Annotated in this window: 17 protein-coding genes; all 17 read right to left on the bottom strand. The window is 55.2% G+C overall.

The window, feature by feature from the left end:
• Nucleotides 1–50: 50 nt before the first annotated feature.
• The 17 genes from secA to rsmH all read right to left on the bottom strand — a co-directional run bounded on the left by secA (nt 51) and on the right by rsmH (nt 20987).
• Nucleotides 51–2756: a preprotein translocase subunit SecA gene (secA, locus tag KE671_RS10290; protein WP_206162874.1), complete on the bottom strand. Its 2706-nt coding sequence runs from the start codon at nt 2754–2756 to the stop codon at nt 51–53.
• A gap of 63 nt (nt 2757–2819) precedes the next feature.
• The gene (gene secM, locus KE671_RS10295) at nt 2820–3326 is read right to left on the bottom strand and encodes a secA translation cis-regulator SecM (protein WP_206162875.1); all 507 of its coding nucleotides are present in this window, start codon (nt 3324–3326) and stop codon (nt 2820–2822) included.
• A gap of 279 nt (nt 3327–3605) precedes the next feature.
• Nucleotides 3606–4523 (bottom strand): UDP-3-O-acyl-N-acetylglucosamine deacetylase, encoded by a 918-nt coding sequence (gene lpxC, locus KE671_RS10300; RefSeq protein ID WP_000595473.1) that lies wholly within the window; start codon nt 4521–4523, stop codon nt 3606–3608.
• A 100-nt stretch (nt 4524–4623) separates the two neighbouring features.
• On the bottom strand, nt 4624–5775 hold the full coding sequence (gene ftsZ / locus KE671_RS10305; RefSeq protein ID WP_004857884.1) for a cell division protein FtsZ: 1152 nt from the start codon (nt 5773–5775) through the stop codon (nt 4624–4626).
• A gap of 61 nt (nt 5776–5836) precedes the next feature.
• Nucleotides 5837–7099, bottom strand: coding sequence for a cell division protein FtsA (ftsA, locus tag KE671_RS10310; protein WP_003018755.1), 1263 nt, complete (start codon nt 7097–7099; stop codon nt 5837–5839).
• Nucleotides 7096–7926, bottom strand: coding sequence for a cell division protein FtsQ (gene ftsQ / locus KE671_RS10315; RefSeq protein WP_042997932.1), 831 nt, complete (start codon nt 7924–7926; stop codon nt 7096–7098). Before ftsQ ends, ftsA begins: the two co-directional genes overlap by 4 nt.
• 1 nt (nt 7927) lies before the next feature.
• Nucleotides 7928–8848: a D-alanine--D-alanine ligase gene (locus KE671_RS10320; protein ID WP_206162876.1), complete on the bottom strand. Its 921-nt coding sequence runs from the start codon at nt 8846–8848 to the stop codon at nt 7928–7930.
• Nucleotides 8841–10316, bottom strand: a complete 1476-nt coding sequence (gene murC / locus KE671_RS10325) for a UDP-N-acetylmuramate--L-alanine ligase (protein ID WP_206162877.1) — start codon at nt 10314–10316, stop codon at nt 8841–8843. The genes KE671_RS10320 and murC overlap by 8 nt, the downstream gene beginning before the upstream one ends.
• A gap of 53 nt (nt 10317–10369) precedes the next feature.
• Nucleotides 10370–11437 carry an undecaprenyldiphospho-muramoylpentapeptide beta-N-acetylglucosaminyltransferase gene (gene murG, locus KE671_RS10330; RefSeq protein WP_206162878.1) on the bottom strand — a complete coding sequence of 356 codons (1068 nt, stop codon included), beginning with the start codon at nt 11435–11437 and terminating at the stop codon, nt 10370–10372.
• On the bottom strand, nt 11434–12678 hold the full coding sequence (ftsW, locus tag KE671_RS10335) for a cell division protein FtsW (RefSeq protein ID WP_206162879.1): 1245 nt from the start codon (nt 12676–12678) through the stop codon (nt 11434–11436). Before ftsW ends, murG begins: the two co-directional genes overlap by 4 nt.
• Nucleotides 12678–13994 carry a UDP-N-acetylmuramoyl-L-alanine--D-glutamate ligase gene (murD, locus tag KE671_RS10340; RefSeq protein ID WP_206162880.1) on the bottom strand — a complete coding sequence of 439 codons (1317 nt, stop codon included), beginning with the start codon at nt 13992–13994 and terminating at the stop codon, nt 12678–12680. Before murD ends, ftsW begins: the two co-directional genes overlap by 1 nt.
• 2 nt (nt 13995–13996) lie before the next feature.
• A complete protein-coding gene (mraY, locus tag KE671_RS10345; protein ID WP_012904478.1) occupies nt 13997–15079 on the bottom strand; it encodes a phospho-N-acetylmuramoyl-pentapeptide-transferase in 1083 nt (360 codons plus the stop codon).
• On the bottom strand, nt 15073–16431 hold the full coding sequence (murF, locus tag KE671_RS10350; RefSeq protein WP_206162881.1) for a UDP-N-acetylmuramoyl-tripeptide--D-alanyl-D-alanine ligase: 1359 nt from the start codon (nt 16429–16431) through the stop codon (nt 15073–15075). Before murF ends, mraY begins: the two co-directional genes overlap by 7 nt.
• Nucleotides 16428–17915, bottom strand: a complete 1488-nt coding sequence (murE, locus tag KE671_RS10355; protein ID WP_042323862.1) for a UDP-N-acetylmuramoyl-L-alanyl-D-glutamate--2,6-diaminopimelate ligase — start codon at nt 17913–17915, stop codon at nt 16428–16430. Before murE ends, murF begins: the two co-directional genes overlap by 4 nt.
• Nucleotides 17902–19668, bottom strand: coding sequence for a peptidoglycan glycosyltransferase FtsI (gene ftsI, locus KE671_RS10360; RefSeq protein ID WP_042323864.1), 1767 nt, complete (start codon nt 19666–19668; stop codon nt 17902–17904). The genes murE and ftsI overlap by 14 nt, the downstream gene beginning before the upstream one ends.
• A 15-nt stretch (nt 19669–19683) precedes the next feature.
• On the bottom strand, nt 19684–20049 hold the full coding sequence (gene ftsL, locus KE671_RS10365) for a cell division protein FtsL (RefSeq protein ID WP_046475442.1): 366 nt from the start codon (nt 20047–20049) through the stop codon (nt 19684–19686).
• Nucleotides 20046–20987: a 16S rRNA (cytosine(1402)-N(4))-methyltransferase RsmH gene (gene rsmH / locus KE671_RS10370; RefSeq protein ID WP_206162882.1), complete on the bottom strand. Its 942-nt coding sequence runs from the start codon at nt 20985–20987 to the stop codon at nt 20046–20048. Before rsmH ends, ftsL begins: the two co-directional genes overlap by 4 nt.

Below are 20987 nucleotides of genomic sequence, written 5' to 3' on the forward strand. Positions count from 1 at the left end.
GTCCATAAAAAAGGCGCAGTTTCCTGCGCCTCATCGCTATTATGCAGACCTTAGCTCAGACGGCCATGGCACTGTTTGTATTTTTTACCGGAACCACACGGGCACGGATCGTTACGACCCACTTTACGCTCGCCGGTTTGTGCCGCCAAATCAGCCGCTGCGGCGCTGTCGTCGTCCTGATGGCTCAGTTGCTGCATCTGCGCTAACCGTTCAGCTTCTTCACGACGCTGTTGCTCCATCGCTTCAACTTCTTCTGGCATGCGAACCTGAACTTTGCTCAGCGTACTGATCACTTCATACTTCAGCGATTCCAGCATAGAGGCAAACATTGAGAAGGATTCGCGCTTATATTCCTGCTTCGGATCTTTCTGCGCATAGCCACGCAGGTGGATACCCTGACGCAGATAATCCATCGCCGCCAGGTGCTCTTTCCACAGGGAGTCGAGCGTTTGCAGCATGACGCCTTTTTCGAAGTGACGCATCATCTCTGCGCCAACCACCTCTTCTTTGCGCTGATACACTTCAATGGCCTGCGCCAGGATACGCTCACGCAGCGTCTCTTCATGCAGTTCTGGCTCTTTATCCAGCCATTCTGCAATCGGCATTTCCAGATCGAAGTCATTTTTCAGACGTTCCTGCAAGCCCGGGATATCCCACATTTCTTCCAGAGACTGCGGCGGAATGTAGGCGTCAATGGTCGCTTTGAACACGTCTTCACGAATGCTGTTAATGGTTTCGCTAACGTCGCTCACATCCAGCAGTTCGTTACGCTGGGTATAAATCGCACGACGCTGATCGTTGGCAACATCATCGTATTCCAGCAGTTGCTTACGAATATCAAAGTTGCGGCTTTCCACTTTACGCTGCGCGTTGGCAATCGCTTTGGTGACCCACGGGTGCTCAATGGCCTCACCCGGTTTCATCCCCAGTTTACGCATCATGCCGGACACGCGGTCAGAAGCAAAAATACGCATCAACGCATCTTCCATTGACAGGTAGAAACGCGAAGAACCCGCATCCCCCTGACGACCGGAACGACCGCGCAGCTGGTTGTCGATACGACGAGATTCATGACGCTCAGTACCAATGATGTGCAGACCACCAGACGCCAGCACCGCTTCATGGCGAACCTGCCAGTCTGCTTTAATCTGTGCAATCTGCTCTGGCGTTGGGTTTTCCAGCGCCGCCACTTCTGCCTGCCAGCTACCGCCCAGCACGATATCCGTACCACGACCTGCCATGTTGGTGGCGATGGTCACTGCCGCCGGATAGCCCGCCTGCGCAACGATAGCCGCTTCGTTGGCGTGGAATTTTGCGTTCAGAACGTTGTGCTTAATGCCCGCTTTGGTTAGTTCGTTAGAAACCACTTCGGATTTCTCAATGGAGATGGTCCCCACCAGCACCGGCTGACCATTGGCGGTACGCTCTTTAATATCTTCAATGATGGCCTGAATCTTTTCCGCTTCGGTCATATAGACCAGATCCGGCATGTCCTTACGGATCATCGGACGGTTAGTCGGCACCACGACGGTATCCAGTTTGTAGATTGAGCTAAATTCGAACGCTTCGGTATCTGCCGTACCGGTCATACCGGCCAGTTTTTCATACAGACGGAAGTAGTTCTGGAAGGTGATCGAGGCCAGCGTCTGGTTCTCGTTCTGGATATCCACGCCCTCTTTCGCTTCAACAGCCTGGTGCAGACCATCAGACCAGCGACGGCCCTGCATGGTACGACCGGTGTGTTCGTCAACGATAATGACTTCGCCGTCTTTCACGATGTAGTCAACGTCGCGAGTGAACAGCGCATGCGCGCGCAGCGCCGCGGTCACGTGGTGCATCAGCATAATGTTGCCCGGAGAGTACAGAGACTCGCCTTCATCCATAATGCCTTCTTTCACCAGCAGTTCTTCAATCAGTACCAGACCACGTTCAGTCAGGTTAACCTGGCGCGCTTTTTCATCCACAGAGAAGTGACCTTCACCCTGGAAGCTGTCGGAGTCTTCTTTCTCCTGGCGAACCAGATGGGGGATGATTTTGTTCACTTTCTTGTACATTTCCGAGCTGTCTTCAGCCGGGCCGGAAATGATCAGCGGCGTACGCGCTTCATCGATCAGGATGGAGTCGACCTCATCCACCAGCGCATAATGCAGTTTACGCTGTACGCGTTCTTCAGGGCTGAACGCCATGTTGTCACGCAGGTAGTCAAAGCCATATTCGTTGTTGGTACCGTATGTAATGTCCGCAGCGTAGGCTTCGCGCTTGGCTGGCGCAGGCATACCCGGCAGGTTAATACCGACGGTCATCCCGAGGAATTCGAACAGCGGGCGGTTGTTTTCGGCGTCACGTTGCGCCAGATAGTCGTTCACGGTAACCACGTGTACGCCTTTTCCGCTCAGCGCGTTCAGGTAAGCAGGCAGCGTTGCGGTCAGCGTTTTACCTTCACCGGTACGCATTTCCGCGATGCAGCGATCGTTAAGGACCATACCACCCAGCAACTGAACGTCGAAGTGGCGCATGCCGAATACGCGCTTACTGGCTTCACGTACGACAGCAAACGCTTCCGGGATCAGACTTTCCACGCTTTCGCCTTTTTCCAGACGCGCACGGAATTCACCGGTTTTCGCTTTCAGTTCGTCATCGGAGAGTTTTTCCATCTCCGGTTCCATGGCATTGATCACTGCAACCGCTTTACGCATACGACGCAACGTACGATCGTTACGGCTACCGAATACTTTCGTTAATAATTTGATTAGCATAGTAAAATCTCAAACGCCCCGCGATGTGGGGTCATAATAATGAATTGGAGTTTATCGGTTATTTTAGCTAAGGCGTTGAGGGCCGGCGCGGATCCCCTGCGCCTGACTGATCCAGGCGGGAACGGTGAAAACGGCCTGAGGCGTAAAACAGGCATACGTTACGCGCGACGCACTTGTCGGGGGCGTACCTTCCTGCGTCAGCATCGCGCTGAGCGTGTTCAGTAAGGCTAAATGGTGTGCCTGAAGCGGTAACGGTTCTTCAGCAACGGGCAGCGTCTGCGGTGCCATTGCGAAAGAAAGATGACGGATGACCGTACGAATAGCATGCTGATGCCAGTAATCGACGGTGAAATTGGGGCGACGATTGCTCGCCTCCAACAGCGCCAGTTGACTAAAATTAACTTTAACGCGTTGTTCGTGGCTGCTGGCGGTCGCCTTTGCCGACGTCGTCGGCTCAACGGCATTTGCGAGCGCGGGCATGCCAAAACTCGCCGCGACCATCCCTAATAAGAGATGCGGCCAGAAATAGCGTCTACCTAACTGTCGCCAGCGCGTCAGTATTCCACTCACGTTATTGCCATCCCAATCGTATTATTCAAAACGTTTTTTGCGCACAAATCTTATCATTAATGCGCAGGCACTACAGCAGTATTGATGAGAAGTTGCGGGTAAAAGTGTTTAAGAAAGCAGCGTTCGCACAGCATCGCAATACAGTACGCGAAAGAACACGGCAGAGATACGCTAACGACAACAGGCAGGGCAGAAAAAAAAGCCAAAAAAAACGACTGGCTTACCTGGCCGGAGAGAGTGCCAGATTAACCAGTCGAATTTATGCGACAACCTGTGTCGTTATGCCAGTACGGTCGAAGGCGCTTTGAAAGCCAGCGGCAGTTCTGCGTCGTCCTGGAAGGTCACATATTCCCAGGCTTCCTGTTTTGCCAGGACAGCCTGTAGCAGTTTGTTATTCAGCGCATGCCCGGATTTATACGCGGTAAATGCACCAATAATGTTGTGACCACACATGAACAGGTCGCCAATGGCGTCGAGCATTTTGTGACGAACGAATTCATCTTCAAAACGCAGGCCGTCTTCGTTCAGTACGCGATAATCGTCAACAACGATGGCACAATCGAAGCTGCCGCCCAGGCACAGGCCACGGGACTGCAGATATTCGATATCACGCATGAAACCGAAAGTACGCGCGCGGCTAATCTGGCGCATGAACGCATCAGCAGAGAAATTCATCGCATAGCGCTGAGTGCTGGAGTCGATCGCCGGATGGTTAAAGTCGATGGTGAAATCCAACGTAAAACCATTGTACGGTCTGAACTCGGCCCACTTGTCGCCATCTTCGACCCGAACGGTCTCTTTGATGCGAACAAATTTCTTGGCGCTGTTCAGTTCTTCAATACCTGCATCAAGCAGCAGGTAGACGAACGGAGCAGCACTGCCATCCATGATCGGGATTTCCGGAGCATCGACTTCGATAACAATGTTATCGATACCCAGACCCGCCAGAGCAGCATTAAGGTGCTCAACGGTTGAAATCCGTACATCATGCTCATTAACCAGACACGTACAGAGCATGGTATCACGCACAGATTTGGCATCGGCCGGGAAATCTACCGGTGGATTCAAGTCGGTGCGACGATAGATGACCCCGGTGTTAGCCGGCGCAGGGCGTAATGTCAGGGTGACTTTCTTGCCGGTATGTAAACCGACACCCGTCGCCTGAACGATACGTTTAAGTGTCCTTTGTTTGATCATCGTATAATCTCGCCAAATTACCTATCCAACCGAAGTGTACTATACATTCGGTGGGCCAGTTTAGCACAAAGAGCCTCGAATCCCAAATTCCAGTCGATTCTTAATCGGCTTGCTTACGCAGGAACGCAGGGATATCCAGATAATCCGGCTCTTTCGCGGTTTGCGGCGTATTGTCGTTCACCACTTTCGCGACCGGTTTCTGCTCTTGTGTCAACGGCGCCATACCGTGCTGCTGGTAACGATCCATCACTGGCTGCTGCACCTGTTTGTTGGTGACCAGAGTGATTTCAGGACGCTTGTCCATACCGATACCGGTAGCAACAACGGTCACACGCAGTTCGTCGTTCATATCCGGGTCCAGAGAGGTACCGATCACCACGGTCGCGTTATCCGATGCAAAGGCACGGATGGTGTTACCCACGGTTTCGAACTCATCCAGACGCAGGTCGAAGCCCGCTGTGATGTTGACCAGTACGCCACGCGCACCAGACAGATCGATATCTTCCAGCAGCGGAGAAGAGATCGCCATTTCAGCGGCTTCTTCAGCACGGTCTTCACCGCTCGCCACGCCGGACCCCATCATCGCGTAGCCCATTTCGGACATCACGGTGCGCACGTCAGCAAAGTCGACGTTCATCAGGCCAGGACGGGTAATCAGTTCGGCGATACCCTGTACTGCGCCTTTCAGCACGTCGTTTGCCGCGCCAAACGCGTCAAGCAGGGAGATACCGCGACCCAGCACTTTCAGCAGTTTGTCATTCGGGATGGTGATCAGCGAGTCCACATGCTTGGACAGTTCAGTGATTCCCTGCTCCGCGAAAGCCATACGCTTTTTGCCTTCAAAATTGAAAGGCTTGGTCACGACCGCAACGGTCAGGATCCCTAAATCTTTTGCCACTTCAGCAACCACTGGCGCGGCACCGGTACCGGTACCGCCGCCCATGCCTGCTGCGATAAACACCATGTCTGCACCGTCAAGCGCTGCACGCAGAGCTTCACGATCTTCGTCTGCTGCATTGCGACCGACTTCCGGGTTCGCGCCCGCACCCAGACCTTTGGTAATACCGCTACCGATCTGAATAGTCTGGCCAACCGCCGTCTTACGCAACGCCTGAGCGTCGGTATTTACCGCGAAGAATTCAACACCCTCAATGCGCTCGCGCACCATGTGTTCAACGGCATTACCGCCGCCGCCACCGACGCCGATGACTTTAATCACCGCGTCGTTGGTCAGTTCCATAGGTTCAAACATAGTTTCTCTCTCCGTTGTGCCTGTCGCCTGAGGCCGTAATTTTCGCCGGCCTCATAAAAAATTAAAACTCTTTTCGCAGCCAGCTATTAAGACGTTTAATCCAAGAGCCAACTGAAGCCGTAACACGCTTCTCTACTTCAGCTTCACCACTTAAATGGGACTCTTTCCCGTAGTGAAGCAGCCCCACCGCCGTTGAGTAATACGGCTCCTGAGCGTAATCCGTCAAACCAGTAATATTCAGCGGCGCACCGATACGCACTTGCGTATGGAACACGCGCTGGGCACAGGCGGCAAGACCTTCAATTTGCGCCGCGCCACCGGTCAGTACAATCCCCGCCGCCAGATGATGTTTCACACCCTGCTGACGAAGCTGTTCCTGTAATTGCAATATCTCTTCGTTGACCAGGTTGAGCAGTTCGGTATAACGCGGCTCAATCACCTCTGCCAGCGTCTGTCGTTGCAGACTGCGCGGCGGACGTCCGCCTACGCTTGGCACTTCAACGCTTTCGTCTTTCCCGACGATGGATCCCAGCGCGCAGCCGTGGCGAACTTTAATCGCTTCGGCGTCACTCGGCGGTGTGCCGAAGGCATACGCGATGTCGCTGGTGACCACATTCCCTGCATAAGGGATCACTTTGGTGTGGCGCAAAGCCCCGCCAGTATAAACGGCGATGTCCATTGTACCACCACCAATATCGACGACGCAGACGCCCAGTTCACGTTCATCTTCCGTCAATACGGAATAGCTGGCCGCCAGCCCGGCAAATATCAGTTGGTCAACTTTCAGGCCACAACGTTCCACGGCTTTAACAATGTTTTTCGCCATATCGTTGTGGCAGGTGATCAAATGCACTTTTGCCTGCATACGAACACCGGAAAGACCGACCGGGTTTTTGATCCCTTCCTGATAGTCAATCGCATATTCCTGCGGGATTACGTGCAACACCCTGTGCTCATCGCGAACGCGCACTGACTTCGCGGTATGCACGACGTTTTCCACGTCTTCCTGCGTCACTTCTTCTTCCGAAATCGGCACCATGCCGATTTCATTCTGACAGCTAATGTGTTTGCCCGAAAGCGCCAGATAGACCGAAGAGATTTGACAATCTGCCATCAGTTCTGCCTGGTCAATGGCGCGCTGTACACATTTCACCACGGATTCGAGGTCGTTAACCCCGCCTTTATCCATCCCCCGTGACGGGCAACTGCCCACGCCAATGATATTAACCATACCGTCGGGCAGAACTTCCCCTACTAAAGCGGCGACCTTCGCGGTGCCAATCTCCAGTCCAACTACCAGTTTTCTGTCCGTCGCCTTGATCATTGTTGTTCTGCCTGTACCTGATTCTGTTGCTGATTAGATTCCTCAGGAGGTAAGGGAACCCACCCTACTGCCGCTCCTGAGTCATAACGCAAATCAACGTAGCTAATCCGTTTGCCATCGGTTTGCGCCTGCTGCTGTAAAACCGGGTAAAGTTCTACAAAGCGAGCCAAACGTTTCATCGTGTCGCCCCTGCCCAGGTTGAGCTTAATATCGTTATTAAGCGTCAACTGCCAGGAGCGACGAGCGGTCATTGCCGCTTCCTTCAGGGTAAACCGGTCCTTCGCCAGCACCTGCGACATGTCACGATACCCTTGCAACACTTCACTCGCGCTGCCTTCCGGGCCAGATAACATGGGTAAAACCTGCTTGCTGGTGCGATCGGCCGGCACGCTGAAGGCATTTCCTTCGGCGTCTACCATATGCTGATCATTCCAACGCGCAATCGGCACATATTCAACCAGATGAATCTTCAATTCATCAGGCCACTGCTTTCTGACGCTAGCCTGCTTGATCCACGGCAAGCGTTCGATCTGACTCTGGATGATATTCACGTCCTGGGTCATAAAGGTACCCGGCGCGCCCAGGGCCAGAATCGACTGGCGAATATCATCATTCTTCGTGTAATGGCGTTCACCGGTTAACACCAGCTTTGACAGCGGTAAACGCTGTGCGTCTTCCATCCACCCCAACACCACCCAGCCGCTGACCAGCACGGTGCACAGCACCGTCAGCAGGAAGAAAATACCTGCAAGACGCGTTCCATTATTGCGACGTGAGGAAGACACCTCTTCATCACTGTTTCGCGTGTTCAGCGCAGCCTGCGACATATCAGTCCGCCAACTCCAGAATTCGTACCACCAACTGCGAGAAACTCATCCCCGCCTGACGCGCCGCCATCGGCACCAGGCTGTGGCTGGTCATACCCGGTGAGGTATTCGCTTCCAGCAGATAAAACTGGCCATCGCTATCCAGCATAACGTCAATACGTCCCCAGCCTTTACAGCCCAGGGTTGTCCATGCTTTCAGCACTACTGCCTGCAAAATAGCCTCTTGTTCGCTTTCCAGACCTGCAGGGCAGAAATACTGTGTTTCATCAGACAGATACTTCGCCTCATAATCATAGAAGGTTCCAGCGGGTTGGATACGAATTGCGGGTAAAATTTCTTCACCCAGCATCGCTACCGTAAATTCCGGACCGCTGAGCCATTTCTCGATCAGAACTTCCTCATCATGCTGAAATGCCAGCGATAATGCATCTTGTAAAGCATCATATTCTGACACTTTCGACATTCCAACGCTGGATCCTTCACGGCTGGGCTTCACAATCAGCGGTAAACCCAGCGCAGAGATTTGCGTAACCAGCTCTTCATTAAGACCGTTTTCAAACTGAGACCGCGTCAGCGCGACCCATGGCGCGACAGGTAGCCCTGCCCCCTGCCACAGCAGTTTGCTGCGCAGTTTATCCATTGAGATAGCCGATGCCATCACGCCGCTGCCGGTATAAGGCAAGCCAACCAGCTCCAGCAGCCCCTGTAAGGTTCCGTCTTCCCCACCACGACCATGCAGGGCGATAAAGACTTTCTGAAAGCCCATCGACTTCAGCCGCGTAACGTCGACCTCTTTTGGATCCACCGGATGCGCATCCACGCCGCCTTCACGTAATCCGGCCAGCACGGCCGCGCCGGAATTCAGCGACACTTCACGTTCAGCAGAGGTACCGCCCAGCAGGACCGCGATTTTATCAGCCATGTTGTTCGTCCTCCTGAATTTGCGGCTTCAGTTTGATTTCCGCTAAGGAACGGGCGATTTTGCCGATATTTCCTGCGCCCTGCACCAGAATCAAATCGTTGCCGGTTAATACCGGTGCCAGCATTTCTGCAACTTGCGCCGGATCGGATACCAGAATCGGGTCAATTTTACCGCGACCACGAATGGTACGGCACAGCGAACGGCTGTCCGCCCCTGGAATCGGCGCTTCGCCTGCCGCGTAGACATCCAGCATCAATAACGCATCAACCTGGGTCAGCACGTTGGCAAAGTCGTCATACAGATCGCGCGTACGCGTGAAACGGTGCGGCTGAAACAGCATCACCAGATTTTTGTCCGGCCAGCCCGCCCGCGCGGCTTTAATCGTCGCATCCACTTCCGTCGGGTGATGTCCGTAATCATCCACCAGCATTGCTGTTCCGGCTTTACCGTTAACCGGCTCGAGCGGATATTCACCAAGGAAGTCGAAGCGTCGCCCGGTACCCTGGAAGCTCTCCAGCGCCCGCAGGATCGCGTCGTCTGCAATACCTTCTTCCGTCGCAACCGCCACGGCCGCCGCCGCGTTCAGCGCATTATGGCGACCCGGCGCATTCAGCGTTACGCGCAGGTCCTGCATCCCCTGGCGCAACAGGGTGAAGTGCCCCTGCGGACCCACCTGCTGATAATCCTGCACACGAACGTCAGCATCATCGCTAAAGCCGTAAGTTGTGGTCTGACGGCCCACACGCGGCAGTAGCTCGCGGATCACCGGATCATCAACACACATCACCGCACGCCCATAAAACGGCAGGTTATGTAGGAAATTAATAAACGTCTGCTTTAAATTTTCGAAATCGCCATGGTAGGTATCCATGTGGTCGGCTTCGATGTTGGTGACAATCGCCACCATCGGTTGCAAATGCAGGAACGATGCGTCGCTCTCATCCGCTTCCGCAATCAAGTAACGGCTATGACCCAGACGCGCATGCACGCCTGCCGCTTTCACCAGCCCCCCGTTGACGAAGGTTGGATCCAGTCCCGCTTCCGCGTAGATACTGGAGACCATGGCGGTAGTGGTCGTTTTACCGTGCGTCCCGGCAATCGCGATGCCATGACGAAAACGCATTAACTCCGCCAGCATTTCCGCGCGACGAATCACCGGGATGCGTGCTTCATGGGCCGCCACGATCTCCGGGTTATCGGCAGAGATGGCGCTGGAAACCACAACCACGCTCGCATCACGCACGTTTTCCGGGCGATGGTTGAAATAAATTGTTGCCCCCAGGTTCGTCAACTGCTGCGTCACCGGGTTTGGCGCTAAATCGGAACCACTGATCTGATAGCCTTCATTGGCCAGAACTTCGGCAATACCGCCCATACCGGCACCACCGATGCCGACAAAGTGGATGTGCCGAACGCGACGCATTTCGGGCACGATGGAACGCAGTTTTGCCAGTTGTTGTGTATTCATTCTTTACGCCATTAACTTCAAAAAATTCTGCGATGCAAAAGGCACCGCTACAATTACGTCCGGGCAGCCCGGCTCACTTCATTTGCAACACGCTCGGTGGCATCCGGAATGGATGCAGCGCGGGCACGTTCTGCCATGGTTAACAAACTTTCTCGCGACCACCCGGACAGGGTGCTGGCGACGGCATCCACAGTAAACTGCGGCTGCTCGAGAATTTTGGCTGCGCCCGCTTTTTCCAACGGCAACGCATTCCAGTACTGCTGTCGGTCTTTATGTTGAAACGGCACAAACAGCGCGGGTAAACCGGCGGCAGCGATTTCACTTACCGTTAATGCGCCAGAACGACAGACCACCACATCGGCCCACGCGTAGGCAGCCGCCATGTCATCAATAAATTCCGTCACCTTATGCTGCGGCTGTCCCGCATCGGCATAAGCCTGTTCTACCGTCTGCTGCGCGCCTTTCCCGCTCTGATGCCAGAGAGTTACCGCATCACCCAGTCTGGCGGCAACCTGCGGCAGGGTCTGATTCAGCACGCGAGCGCCCTGCGACCCTCCAACCACCAGTACGCGAATCGGACCTTCGCGTCCGGCCAGACGATCCTGCGGCAGCGGCAGCGCCAACACGTCGGTACGTACCGGGTTTCCGACCACTTCCGCATTCGGAAACGCGCCGGGAAACGCCTGCATGACCTTTGTTGCAATTTTCGCCAGCCATTTGTTAGTTAATCCGGCGATACCATTTTGTTCGTGCAGGACGACCGGAATACCCAGTGACCAGGCCGCCAGGCCGCCAGGACCGGAAACATAACCGCCCATTCCCAGCACCACATCGGGTTTAAAACGTTTCATGATGGCGCGCGCCTGACGCCATGCGTTGAAAATACGCAAAGGAGCGGCCAACAACGCTTTCACACCTTTTCCGCGCAATCCGGAGATACGGATGAAATCAATATCGATCCCATGCTTAGGGACTAAATCCGCTTCCATACGGTCTGGGGTGCCCAGCCAGCGAATTTCCCAGCCCTGGGCCATCAAATGGTGTGCGACCGCCAGCCCCGGGAACACGTGTCCGCCGGTACCGCCAGCCATCACCATTAACCGCTTCGCTTGACCACTCATCGTGAACCTCGTGTAAACGCCTGTGCTTTTTCCAGACGCGTTTCATAATCAATTCGCAACAAAAACATGATGGCCGTCGACATAATCAGCAAACTCGAGCCACCATAACTGATGAGCGGCAGCGTCAGACCTTTGGTTGGCAGCATGCCTGCCGCCGCGCCGACGTTCACCAGTGCCTGAAAACTAAACCAAATCCCGATGGAACAGGCCAAAAATCCGGAAAAACGGTGGTCGATCTCCAGCGCTTTGCGGCCTATCGACATCGCGCGAAAAGCGACGAAGAATACCATTAAAAGCGCCAATACCACACCGATATAACCCAGTTCTTCCCCAATGATGGCGAAGATAAAGTCCGTATGTGCTTCCGGCAGATACTCCAGTTTCTGTACCGAGTTGCCCAGTCCCTGTCCCCACATTTCACCGCGACCAAACGCCATCAGCGACTGAGTAAGCTGGTATCCGCTACCAAACGGATCTTCCCACGGGTTCCAGAACGAGGTTACGCGGCGAATACGATACGGTTCGGCGAGAATCAGCAGCACGACCGCTGAAATCCCCATGCCGATAATGGCAATGAACTGCCATAACTTTGCCCCGGCCAGAAACAGCATCGCCAGCGTGGTCACAAATAACACCACCACCGTACCGAGGTCAGGCTGCGCCAGCAGCAGGATCGCCAGTACCAGAATCACGCCCATCGGCTTCAGGAAGCCGCGCAGGTTATTACGAACTTCGTCAACCTTGCGCACCAGGTAGTTCGCCAGATAGCAGAACAGCGACAGCTTGGTAAATTCCGCTGGCTGAATACGCAGAGGACCTAATGCGATCCAACGCGATGCCCCGTTCACCGAACTACCCACCACCAGCACGATCAGCAGCATAATGATCGAGGCGATCAGCATCGTGGTGCTGTACTTCTGCCAGAACTCCATGGGCAGACGCAGCGTGATCATCGCCAGACAAAATGCCAGAAAAATATAGAGCGCATCACGCTTGGCAAACAGGAACGGATCGCCCGCCAGACGTTGACCTACCGGCATGGATGCCGACGTCACCATGATAAAACCGATCGCCGCGAGGCCTAACGTCAGCCACAGCAGCACGCGATCGTACATGATCAGACTGTCGGAATCTTTAGCCCGCGAGCCCATCACCCAGCCTTTAAGCGCCGCAAAGATCCATCCCAGGATGCCAAATCCCGGTAAGCGCGGTAGCCTCAGGCGAGGGAGAGATAAACGCATCAACCCAACTCCTTCGCCAGACGGGTAAAGACATCGCCCCGTTGTTCAAAATTCTTAAACTGATCGAGGCTGGCGCAGGCCGGAGACAACAGCACCATATCGCCCGCCTGTAGACGCGGCGCCAGCAGACGCATCGCCTCTTCCATCGTTTCGGTTTGTTCCGCAATTTCCGGACGCAGCGCCGCCAGTTGTGCGCCATCGCGACCAAAGCAGTACAAACGCACGCGATCGCCTTCCAGATAACGGCTCAGCGAAGAGAAGTCCGCCGACTTACCATCGCCGCCCAGCAGCAGGTGCAGCGTACCGTCAACATGCAGGCCGTTCAGCGCCGCTTCGGTGCTGCCGACATTGGTCGCTTTCGAGTCGTTAATCCAGCGTACGCCGTTATGCTCCAGTGCGAGCTGGAAGCGATGCGCAAGACCGGTGAACGTCGTCAATGCTTTCAGGCTGCTGGAACGCGGTAAACCTGCCGCATCCGCCAGCGCCAGCGCCGCCAGGGCGTTAGTGTAGTTATGCTGGCCGGAAAGTTTCATCTCTTTCACATTCAGCACTTTCTCCCCCTTTACCCGCAGCCAGGTCTCGCCCTGCTGGCGGTTAAGGTGGTAATCGCCCATGTTGACGCCAAAGCTCACGCAGCGCTCATCGGCACCACGAATCGGCATCGTCAACGCATCATCAGCATTGACCACACAGACTTTTGCATGCTCGTATACGCGCAGTTTTGCCGCGCGATACTGCTGTAAACCAAACGGATACCGGTCCATGTGATCTTCGGTAACGTTCAGAATGGTGGCTGCGACCGCCTGCAGGCTGAACGTGGTTTCCAGCTGGAAGCTGGAGAGTTCAAGCACATACAGCTCGCGTTCAGCATCCAGCAACATCAAGGCAGGCAGACCAATATTGCCGCCAACGCCGACGTTCACACCTGCCGCTTTCGCCATTTCACCGACCAGGGTCGTGACGGTACTTTTCCCGTTAGAACCGGTGATCGCCACAATGGGTGCCTGCGCTTCACGGCAAAACAACTCGATATCGCCAACGATCTCAACGCCCGCATCAGCCGCTGCGCTCAGTGACGGATGCGCGAGGGCGATACCAGGGCTTGCCACAATCAGATCCGCCGCCAATAACCAGTCGTCGTTCAGACTGCCGACATGGCGCTCTACCGCTTCTGGTAACTTATCCAGCCCCGGCGGTGTCGCCCGGGTATCCATCACACGAGGGGTTACGCCACGGGCGAGGAAAAAGTCCACGCAAGAGAGTCCGGTTAACCCCAGACCGATAATGACGACGTTTTTACCCTGGTAATCAGCCATGATTAACGTACCTTCAGCGTTGCCAGGCCAATCAGGACCAGCATCAGCGAAATAATCCAGAAGCGCACAATCACGCGCGGTTCCGGCCAGCCTTTCAGTTCGTAGTGATGATGAATCGGCGCCATGCGGAAAATGCGCTGACCGCGCAGTTTGAAGGAGCCGACCTGCAGAATCACCGACAGCGTCTCAACCACAAACACCCCACCCATGATCACCAGCAGGAACTCCTGACGCAGTAGTACGGCGATAATGCCAAGCGCGCCGCCCAGCGCCAGCGATCCGACGTCGCCCATGAAGACCTGCGCCGGATAGGTGTTAAACCACAGGAAGCCTAAGCCCGCCCCGACAATCGCCGTACAGACAATCACCAGTTCGCCAGCATGGCGTAAGTACGGAATATGCAAATAGTTGGCAAAATTCATGTTACCGGTCGCCCACGCCACCAGCGCAAAACCGGCTGCCACAAAAACAGTGGGCATGATCGCCAGACCATCCAGACCGTCAGTCAGGTTCACCGCGTTGCCGGTGCCGACAATCACGAAGTACGCCAGCAACACGTAGAACAGCCCCAGTTGCGGCATCACGTCTTTGAAAAACGGCACCACCAGCTCTGTCGCCGGCGTATCTTTCCCGGCGAGGTACAGCGCGAAGGCCACACCCAGCGCAATGACCGACATCCAGAAGTATTTCCAGCGCGCAATCAGGCCCTTGGTGTCTTTGCGAACCACTTTGCGGTAGTCATCGACGAAGCCGATAATGCCGTAACCAATCAGCACCACCAACACGCACCAGACATACGGGTTTGACGGATAGGCCCACAGCAGAACAGAAATGACGATCGCGGTGAGGATCATGATCCCGCCCATCGTTGGCGTGCCGCGTTTGCTGAAGTGGGACTCCGGACCATCGTTACGCACGACCTGGCCGAAGGAGAGTTTTTGCAGACGGGCGATCATGCGCGGGCCCATCCACAATGAGATGAACAGCGCGGTCAGCAGGCTGACAATGGCGCGAAACGTCAGATAGGAAAAGACGTTAAAGCCGGAATAATATTTGACCAAATGTTCGGCCAGCCAAACTAGCATGATCCTTTCTCCTGTAATGCGCGTACGACCTCTTCCATGGCGGCACTACGTGAACCCTTCACCAAAATGGTAATAATCTGTTGCTCTACAATTAGCGTGCGCAGACGAGCGATCAGCGCGGGCTTATCCGCAAAATGTTCACCGACGCCGCTTGCCTTGCTGATAGCTTTGCTCAGTTTTCCTGAACTCAATACGCAGTCGATGCCCGCCGCTTTCGCCGCCTCACCCACCTGCACATGACAGGCTTCGCTCTCTGCGCCCAGTTCGGCCATATCACCAACAACCAGTACCCGGTATCCCGGCATTTCGGACAGCACCTGTACCGCGGCGGTCATTGAGCCGACGTTGGCGTTATACGAGTCATCGAGCAACAGTTGGTTTTCCGCTAACTGAACAGGGAACAGACGCCCTGGCACCGCTTTTAAGTTCGCAAGACCGGTTTTAATGGCTTCAGGCGTCGCACCAACGGCCATCGACAGCGCGGCAGCCGCCAGCGCATTGGCGATATTGTGACGCCCCGGCAACGGCAGCAGTACGTCAATGCTTCCACCTGGTGTCTGTAACGAAAACTCGGTACCGTGCGAGGTCACATGTACGTTGGTCGCCGTGAAATCGCTATTGGTGGCATTCGGTGAAAAACGCCAGACCTTGCGCTCGCCAATAATGCTTTGCCAGTTCAGCCAGTCATTGTTGTCAGCATTCATAATGGCGATGCCGTTGTCAGGCAAACCGGTATAAATCTCACCTTTCGCTTTCGCCACACCGGCCAGAGAGCCGAAACCTTCCAGATGCGCCGCTGCCAGATTGTTGACCAGCGCGGCTTCCGGACGCGTCAGGCTAACGGTCCAGGCGATTTCACCCTGGTGATTGGCACCAAGTTCAATGACGGCAAAGTCATCATCACGGGTTAAGCGCAACAGCGTCATCGGCACGCCGATATCGTTGTTAAGATTTCCTGCAGTGTAGAGCGTTTTGCCACACTGGCTGAGGATCGCCGCCGTCATCTCTTTTACCGAGGTTTTACCCGACGATCCGGTGAGCGCCACTACGCGCGCCGGCACCTGTGAGCGCACCCACGCGGCCAGTTCGCCAAAGGCCAGACGGGTGTCTTTCACAATCACCTGCGGCAAATCAACCGCCAGCGGACGGCTGACCAGCAGCGCACCCGCCCCGCCCGCTTTTGCCTGTTCGGCAAAATCATGAGCATCAAAACGTTCGCCTTTGAGCGCCACAAAAAGGCAGCCTGGCGTGAGCTTACGCGTATCGGTGGTGACGGCATCGAGAGACAGATCGTCCCCTTTCAGTTCGCCGCCGAGAATACCGGCAAGTTGGCTGAGCGTTACGCGAATCATGCGATAACTCCCAGCAGACGCGCCGCAGTGACCCGATCGGAATAGTCGAGACGCTGAGTCCCCACAATCTGGTAATCCTCGTGGCCTTTGCCCGCCACCAGCACCACATCGTTGTCTTTCGCCTGCATAATGGCGTTGGTCACCGCTTCTGCGCGGCCTTCCATCACTTTTGCCCGACCGGCATCCAGCATACCCGCCAGAATGTCGTCGATAATGGCGCGCGGCTCTTCCGTACGCGGATTGTCGTCCGTTACGACCACAACGTCAGCAAACTCTTCGGCAATCGCCCCCATGAGTGGGCGCTTACCTTTATCGCGATCGCCGCCGCAGCCAAAAACGCACCAGAGTTGTCCGGTGCAGTGCAGACGTGCTGCCTGCAGCGCTTTTTCCAGCGCATCAGGGGTATGGGCGTAATCAACCACCACGGTGGTTTTACCCGGCGCGCTAAAGACTTCCATGCGCCCACAAACCGGCTGCAGATGTGCGGCAGTTTTCAGCAGGTCAGCGAGTGGATAGCCCAGCGCCAGAAGGGTTGCCAGCGCCAGCAGCAGATTGCTTACGTTAAACGCCCCCATCAGGTGGCTTTCAATCTCACCCTCGCCCCAGCTTGAGGCAAAGCGGATAGTCGCGCCGCTGTCGTGATAATTCACCTCAACCGCCTTCAGCCAGCGACCGTGGCAGTTAGGGTTGATATGGTCTTCCATCGAAACGGCCACGGCATCCGGCAGATTTGCCAACCAGCGGCGACCCACTTCATCATCCGCATTAATAATCGCCTGCCCGCAATGGTGCGTAGAGAAGAGCAGCCATTTCGCGGCTTCGTAATGCTCCATATCACCGTGATAATCCAGATGGTCGCGGCTTAAATTGGTAAATACCGAGGCGGCAAATTTCAGCGCCGCGACGCGATGCTGGACCAGACCGTGGGAAGAGACTTCCATCGCGCATAAGGTAGCACCCTGTTCGACCAGTCCTGCCAGCGCTTGCTGGACGTCAACGGCCGAGCCAGTGGTATTTTCCGTTGGGATCACTTTACCAAGCAGACCGTTACCGACCGTGCCCATCACTGCGCTGGTTTCACCGAGCAGTTGGCTCCACTGGGCCAGCAGTTGGGTTGTGGTGGTTTTACCGTTCGTGCCGGTTACACCAACCAGACGCATATTTTCAGATGGCTCGTGATAAAAACGGCCCGCCAGTGCAGATAAGCGCTCGTTAAGCTGGCTGAGATAGATAACCGGTACGCCATGCATTTCACGCACTTCGCCATCGGTCGCCTCATCTTTCGCCTCTGCAATAATGGCAGCCACACCTTGCGCTATCGCCTGCGGGATATATCGACGCCCGTCCGCCTGATGACCAACCACTGCCACAAAGAGATCGCCCGACGCAGCCACACGGCTGTCGAGTGTCATCTCTCGCAGTTCTCGCGCAGGTAAACCTGATACCCACGGAGCAAGAAGGTCGCGCAAATTACGATCTGCCACCTGTTCCCTCGCCTTGATTAATTACGAATTCACTTTTTTCGCCCGTTGCCAGCGCATCTGGTTCGATGTTCATGGTGCGCAGAACGCCGCCCATGATGGCACCAAATACCGGCGCGGAAACGGCGCCACCGTAGTATTTACCCGCCTGCGGATCGTTGATCACAACAACCAGCGCGAAGCGCGGCTGACTCGCAGGCGCAACGCCTGCGGTATAAGCAATGTATTTATTGATGTAGCGGCCATCGGGGCCAACTTTTTTTGCCGTACCGGTTTTAATGGCAATGCGATAGCCTTTAATCGCTGCCTTCACACCGCCGCCGCCCGGCAGCGCCACGCTTTCCATCATGTGCACAACGGTACGTACGGTCGATTCCGGGAAAATACGCTCACCGGGAACCGGAGGATCAACTTTGGTGATCGACAGTGGGCGATATACGCCGTAGCTGCCAATCGTTGCGTAGACTCGCGCTAACTGTAACGGCGTTACCATTAGCCCGTAGCCGAAAGAGAAGGTGGCCCTCTCTATGTCAGACCACCGTTGTTTTTGAGGATATAAGCCACTGCGTTCTCCGACCAACCCCAAATTGGTCGCCTTTCCCAGCCCAAAACGTGAGTAAGTATCTACTAACGCTGAGGACGGCATCGCTAACGCCAGCTTAGAAACACCGACGTTACTCGACTTCTGTAAAACCCCGGTCAGGGTCAATTCGCTGTAACGCGCCACGTCTTTGATTTCGTGACCGTTAATTCGGTATGGGACGGTATTGAGCACGCTGTTTTCCCGCACCACGCCACGCTGGAGCGCGGTCATCACCACCATCGGTTTGACGGTTGAGCCCGGCTCAAAAACATCGGTAATGGTACGGTTACGCATCGCATCTTTCGGCGTGCCGCTCAGGTTATTCGGGTTATAGGAGGGACTGTTCGCCATTGCCAGCACTTCACCGGTACTGACATCCACCAGTACCGCGCTTCCGGATTCCGCCTTGTTAAACGCCACGGCATTGTTTAGCTCGCGATACACCAGCGCCTGCAGGCGTTCGTCAATGCTCAGCGCAAGGTTATGCGCCGCCTGGCTGTCGGTAGAGGAGATATCTTCAATGACGCGACCATAGCGGTCTTTACGCACAATACGCTCGCCCGGTTGACCGGTAAGCCATTTGTCAAAACTCTTCTCAACGCCTTCAATCCCCTGACTATCGACGTTGGTGAAACCAATGAGGTGAGCGGTTACTTCACCGGAAGGATAGTAACGACGGGACTCTTCGCGCAGATAAATGCCCGGCAGCTTCAGCTTTTTGATGTAATCCGCCATATCCGGGTTTAACTGACGCGCCAGATAGATAAAGCGCCCTTTCGGGTTAGCGTTGATACGAGCAGCGAGCTGATCAAGAGGGATATTCAGAGCAGTAGAGAGCGCTCTCCAGCGATCGCCAACGCTAACGCCACCCGCAGCATGGACTTCTTTCGGATCGGCCCAGATCGCCTTCACCGGTACGCTGACGGCCAGGGGACGGCCCGAACGGTCGGTAATCATACCGCGCGAGGTCGCCACTTCCTGTACGCGCAGCGAGCGCATGTCGCCCTGACGCACCAGCATGTCCGGCGCGATAATCTGCAGCCAGGCAACGCGGCCCAGCAGGAAACCCAGCGCCAATAAAATGCAGCCGCACAACAACGCAAAACGCCAACTGATAAAGTTGGCCTGTTCTTCCTGACGTTTTGGTTTTAGCGTTTTTGCCGCTGCTTTCATGCGTCGCGTTTTTCCTTATTTTTGCACTACGATATTTTCTTGTGAGGGATCAACATGCTGCATTTGCAGCTTCTCCGTTGCGATCCGTTCCACCCGGCTATGATCGCCGAGCGCGTTCTCCTCAAGGATCAGGTTGCGCCACTCGATATCCAGCGCATCACGTTCCAGAACCAGTTGTTCACGTTGCGCGGTCAGTAACCGTGTGTGGTGCGCGGTTGTGACCACCGTCACCGCTGTCACAATGATGCAAATGAACAGGCAGAGTGGCAGCTTCCCAAATCGCAAAAGATCGTCACCGATCACGCCAGGCAAGGCATGGCGCTCGTTGCTTCCAATCGATCCCTTAACTTTGCTGAGGGCTTCTGTCACTCTGCCGATCATGCGTTCGTCCTCTCTGCAATGCGCAGAACTGAACTACGGGCACGAGGATTCTCTGCAACCTCTTCTTCACCCGGCATCAACTTGCCTAATGCTCTTAACTCACGACCGCCCAGTTTTTTGAGCTGCTCTTCCGTCATCGGTAATCCGGCTGGAACCTGCGGACCGCGACTTTGCTCACGCATAAAGCGCTTCACAATCCGGTCTTCCAGCGAATGGAAACTGATGATAGAAAGCCGTCCACCCGGGGCCAGTACGCTGAGCGAGCTTTTTAGCGCCTGCTCTATCTCCTCCAGTTCACTGTTCACCCAGATGCGCACCGCCTGGAAGGTACGGGTCGCGGGATGTTTGAATTTGTCTTTCACCGGCGTTGCCGCGGCGACCACTTCCGCCAGTTCTTTGGTGCGGGTCATGGGCTGTTCGCGGTTGCGCTCAACGATGGCGCGGGCGATACGCTTGGCAAAACGCTCTTCGCCAAAGGTCTTCAGCACCCAGGCGATATCCGCTTCTTCAGCGGTTTGCAGCCATTCAGCAGCCGACTGACCACGAGTGGGATCCATGCGCATATCCAGCGGGCCGTCGCGCATGAAGGAGAAACCGCGCTCAGCGTCGTCAAGTTGCGGAGAAGAGACACCAAGATCGAGAAGAATCCCATCGATCTTGCCGGTCAGTTCGCGCTCGCCAACATAATCAGCCAGCGCCGAGAAAGGTCCATGAATGATGGAGAAGCGGGGATCATTGATGGTCTGGGCGACGGCGATCGCCTGCGGATCGCGATCGATTGCCAGCAGACGTCCCTCTTCGCCAAGCTGCGAGAGAATGAGACGCGAGTGACCACCGCGACCAAATGTGCCATCAATGTAGATGCCATCAGGGCGAATATTCAGGCCGTTTACGGCCTCGTCCAGCAGCACCGTGGTGTGTTTAAAATTTTCCATCAT

Source organism: Citrobacter amalonaticus (assembly GCF_018252635.1).
Classification (GTDB): Bacteria; Pseudomonadota; Gammaproteobacteria; order Enterobacterales; family Enterobacteriaceae; genus Citrobacter_A; species Citrobacter_A amalonaticus_E.

Coding starts and splice junctions, on each gene's coding strand:
- ftsI (WP_042323864.1), bottom strand. CDS start 19,668: ATGAAAGCAGCGGCAAAAACGCTAAAACCAAAACGTCAGGAAGAACAG.
- murD (WP_206162880.1), bottom strand. CDS start 13,994: ATGGCTGATTACCAGGGTAAAAACGTCGTCATTATCGGTCTGGGGTTA.
- ftsW (WP_206162879.1), bottom strand. CDS start 12,678: ATGCGTTTATCTCTCCCTCGCCTGAGGCTACCGCGCTTACCGGGATTT.
- lpxC (WP_000595473.1), bottom strand. CDS start 4,523: ATGATCAAACAAAGGACACTTAAACGTATCGTTCAGGCGACGGGTGTC.
- secA (WP_206162874.1), bottom strand. CDS start 2,756: ATGCTAATCAAATTATTAACGAAAGTATTCGGTAGCCGTAACGATCGT.
- ftsQ (WP_042997932.1), bottom strand. CDS start 7,926: ATGTCGCAGGCTGCGCTGAACACGCGAAACAGTGATGAAGAGGTGTCT.
- ftsZ (WP_004857884.1), bottom strand. CDS start 5,775: ATGTTTGAACCTATGGAACTGACCAACGACGCGGTGATTAAAGTCATC.
- murC (WP_206162877.1), bottom strand. CDS start 10,316: ATGAATACACAACAACTGGCAAAACTGCGTTCCATCGTGCCCGAAATG.
- KE671_RS10320 (WP_206162876.1), bottom strand. CDS start 8,848: ATGGCTGATAAAATCGCGGTCCTGCTGGGCGGTACCTCTGCTGAACGT.
- murF (WP_206162881.1), bottom strand. CDS start 16,431: ATGATTCGCGTAACGCTCAGCCAACTTGCCGGTATTCTCGGCGGCGAA.
- murG (WP_206162878.1), bottom strand. CDS start 11,437: ATGAGTGGTCAAGCGAAGCGGTTAATGGTGATGGCTGGCGGTACCGGC.
- mraY (WP_012904478.1), bottom strand. CDS start 15,079: ATGCTAGTTTGGCTGGCCGAACATTTGGTCAAATATTATTCCGGCTTT.
- ftsL (WP_046475442.1), bottom strand. CDS start 20,049: ATGATCGGCAGAGTGACAGAAGCCCTCAGCAAAGTTAAGGGATCGATT.
- ftsA (WP_003018755.1), bottom strand. CDS start 7,099: ATGATCAAGGCGACGGACAGAAAACTGGTAGTTGGACTGGAGATTGGC.
- rsmH (WP_206162882.1), bottom strand. CDS start 20,987: ATGATGGAAAATTTTAAACACACCACGGTGCTGCTGGACGAGGCCGTA.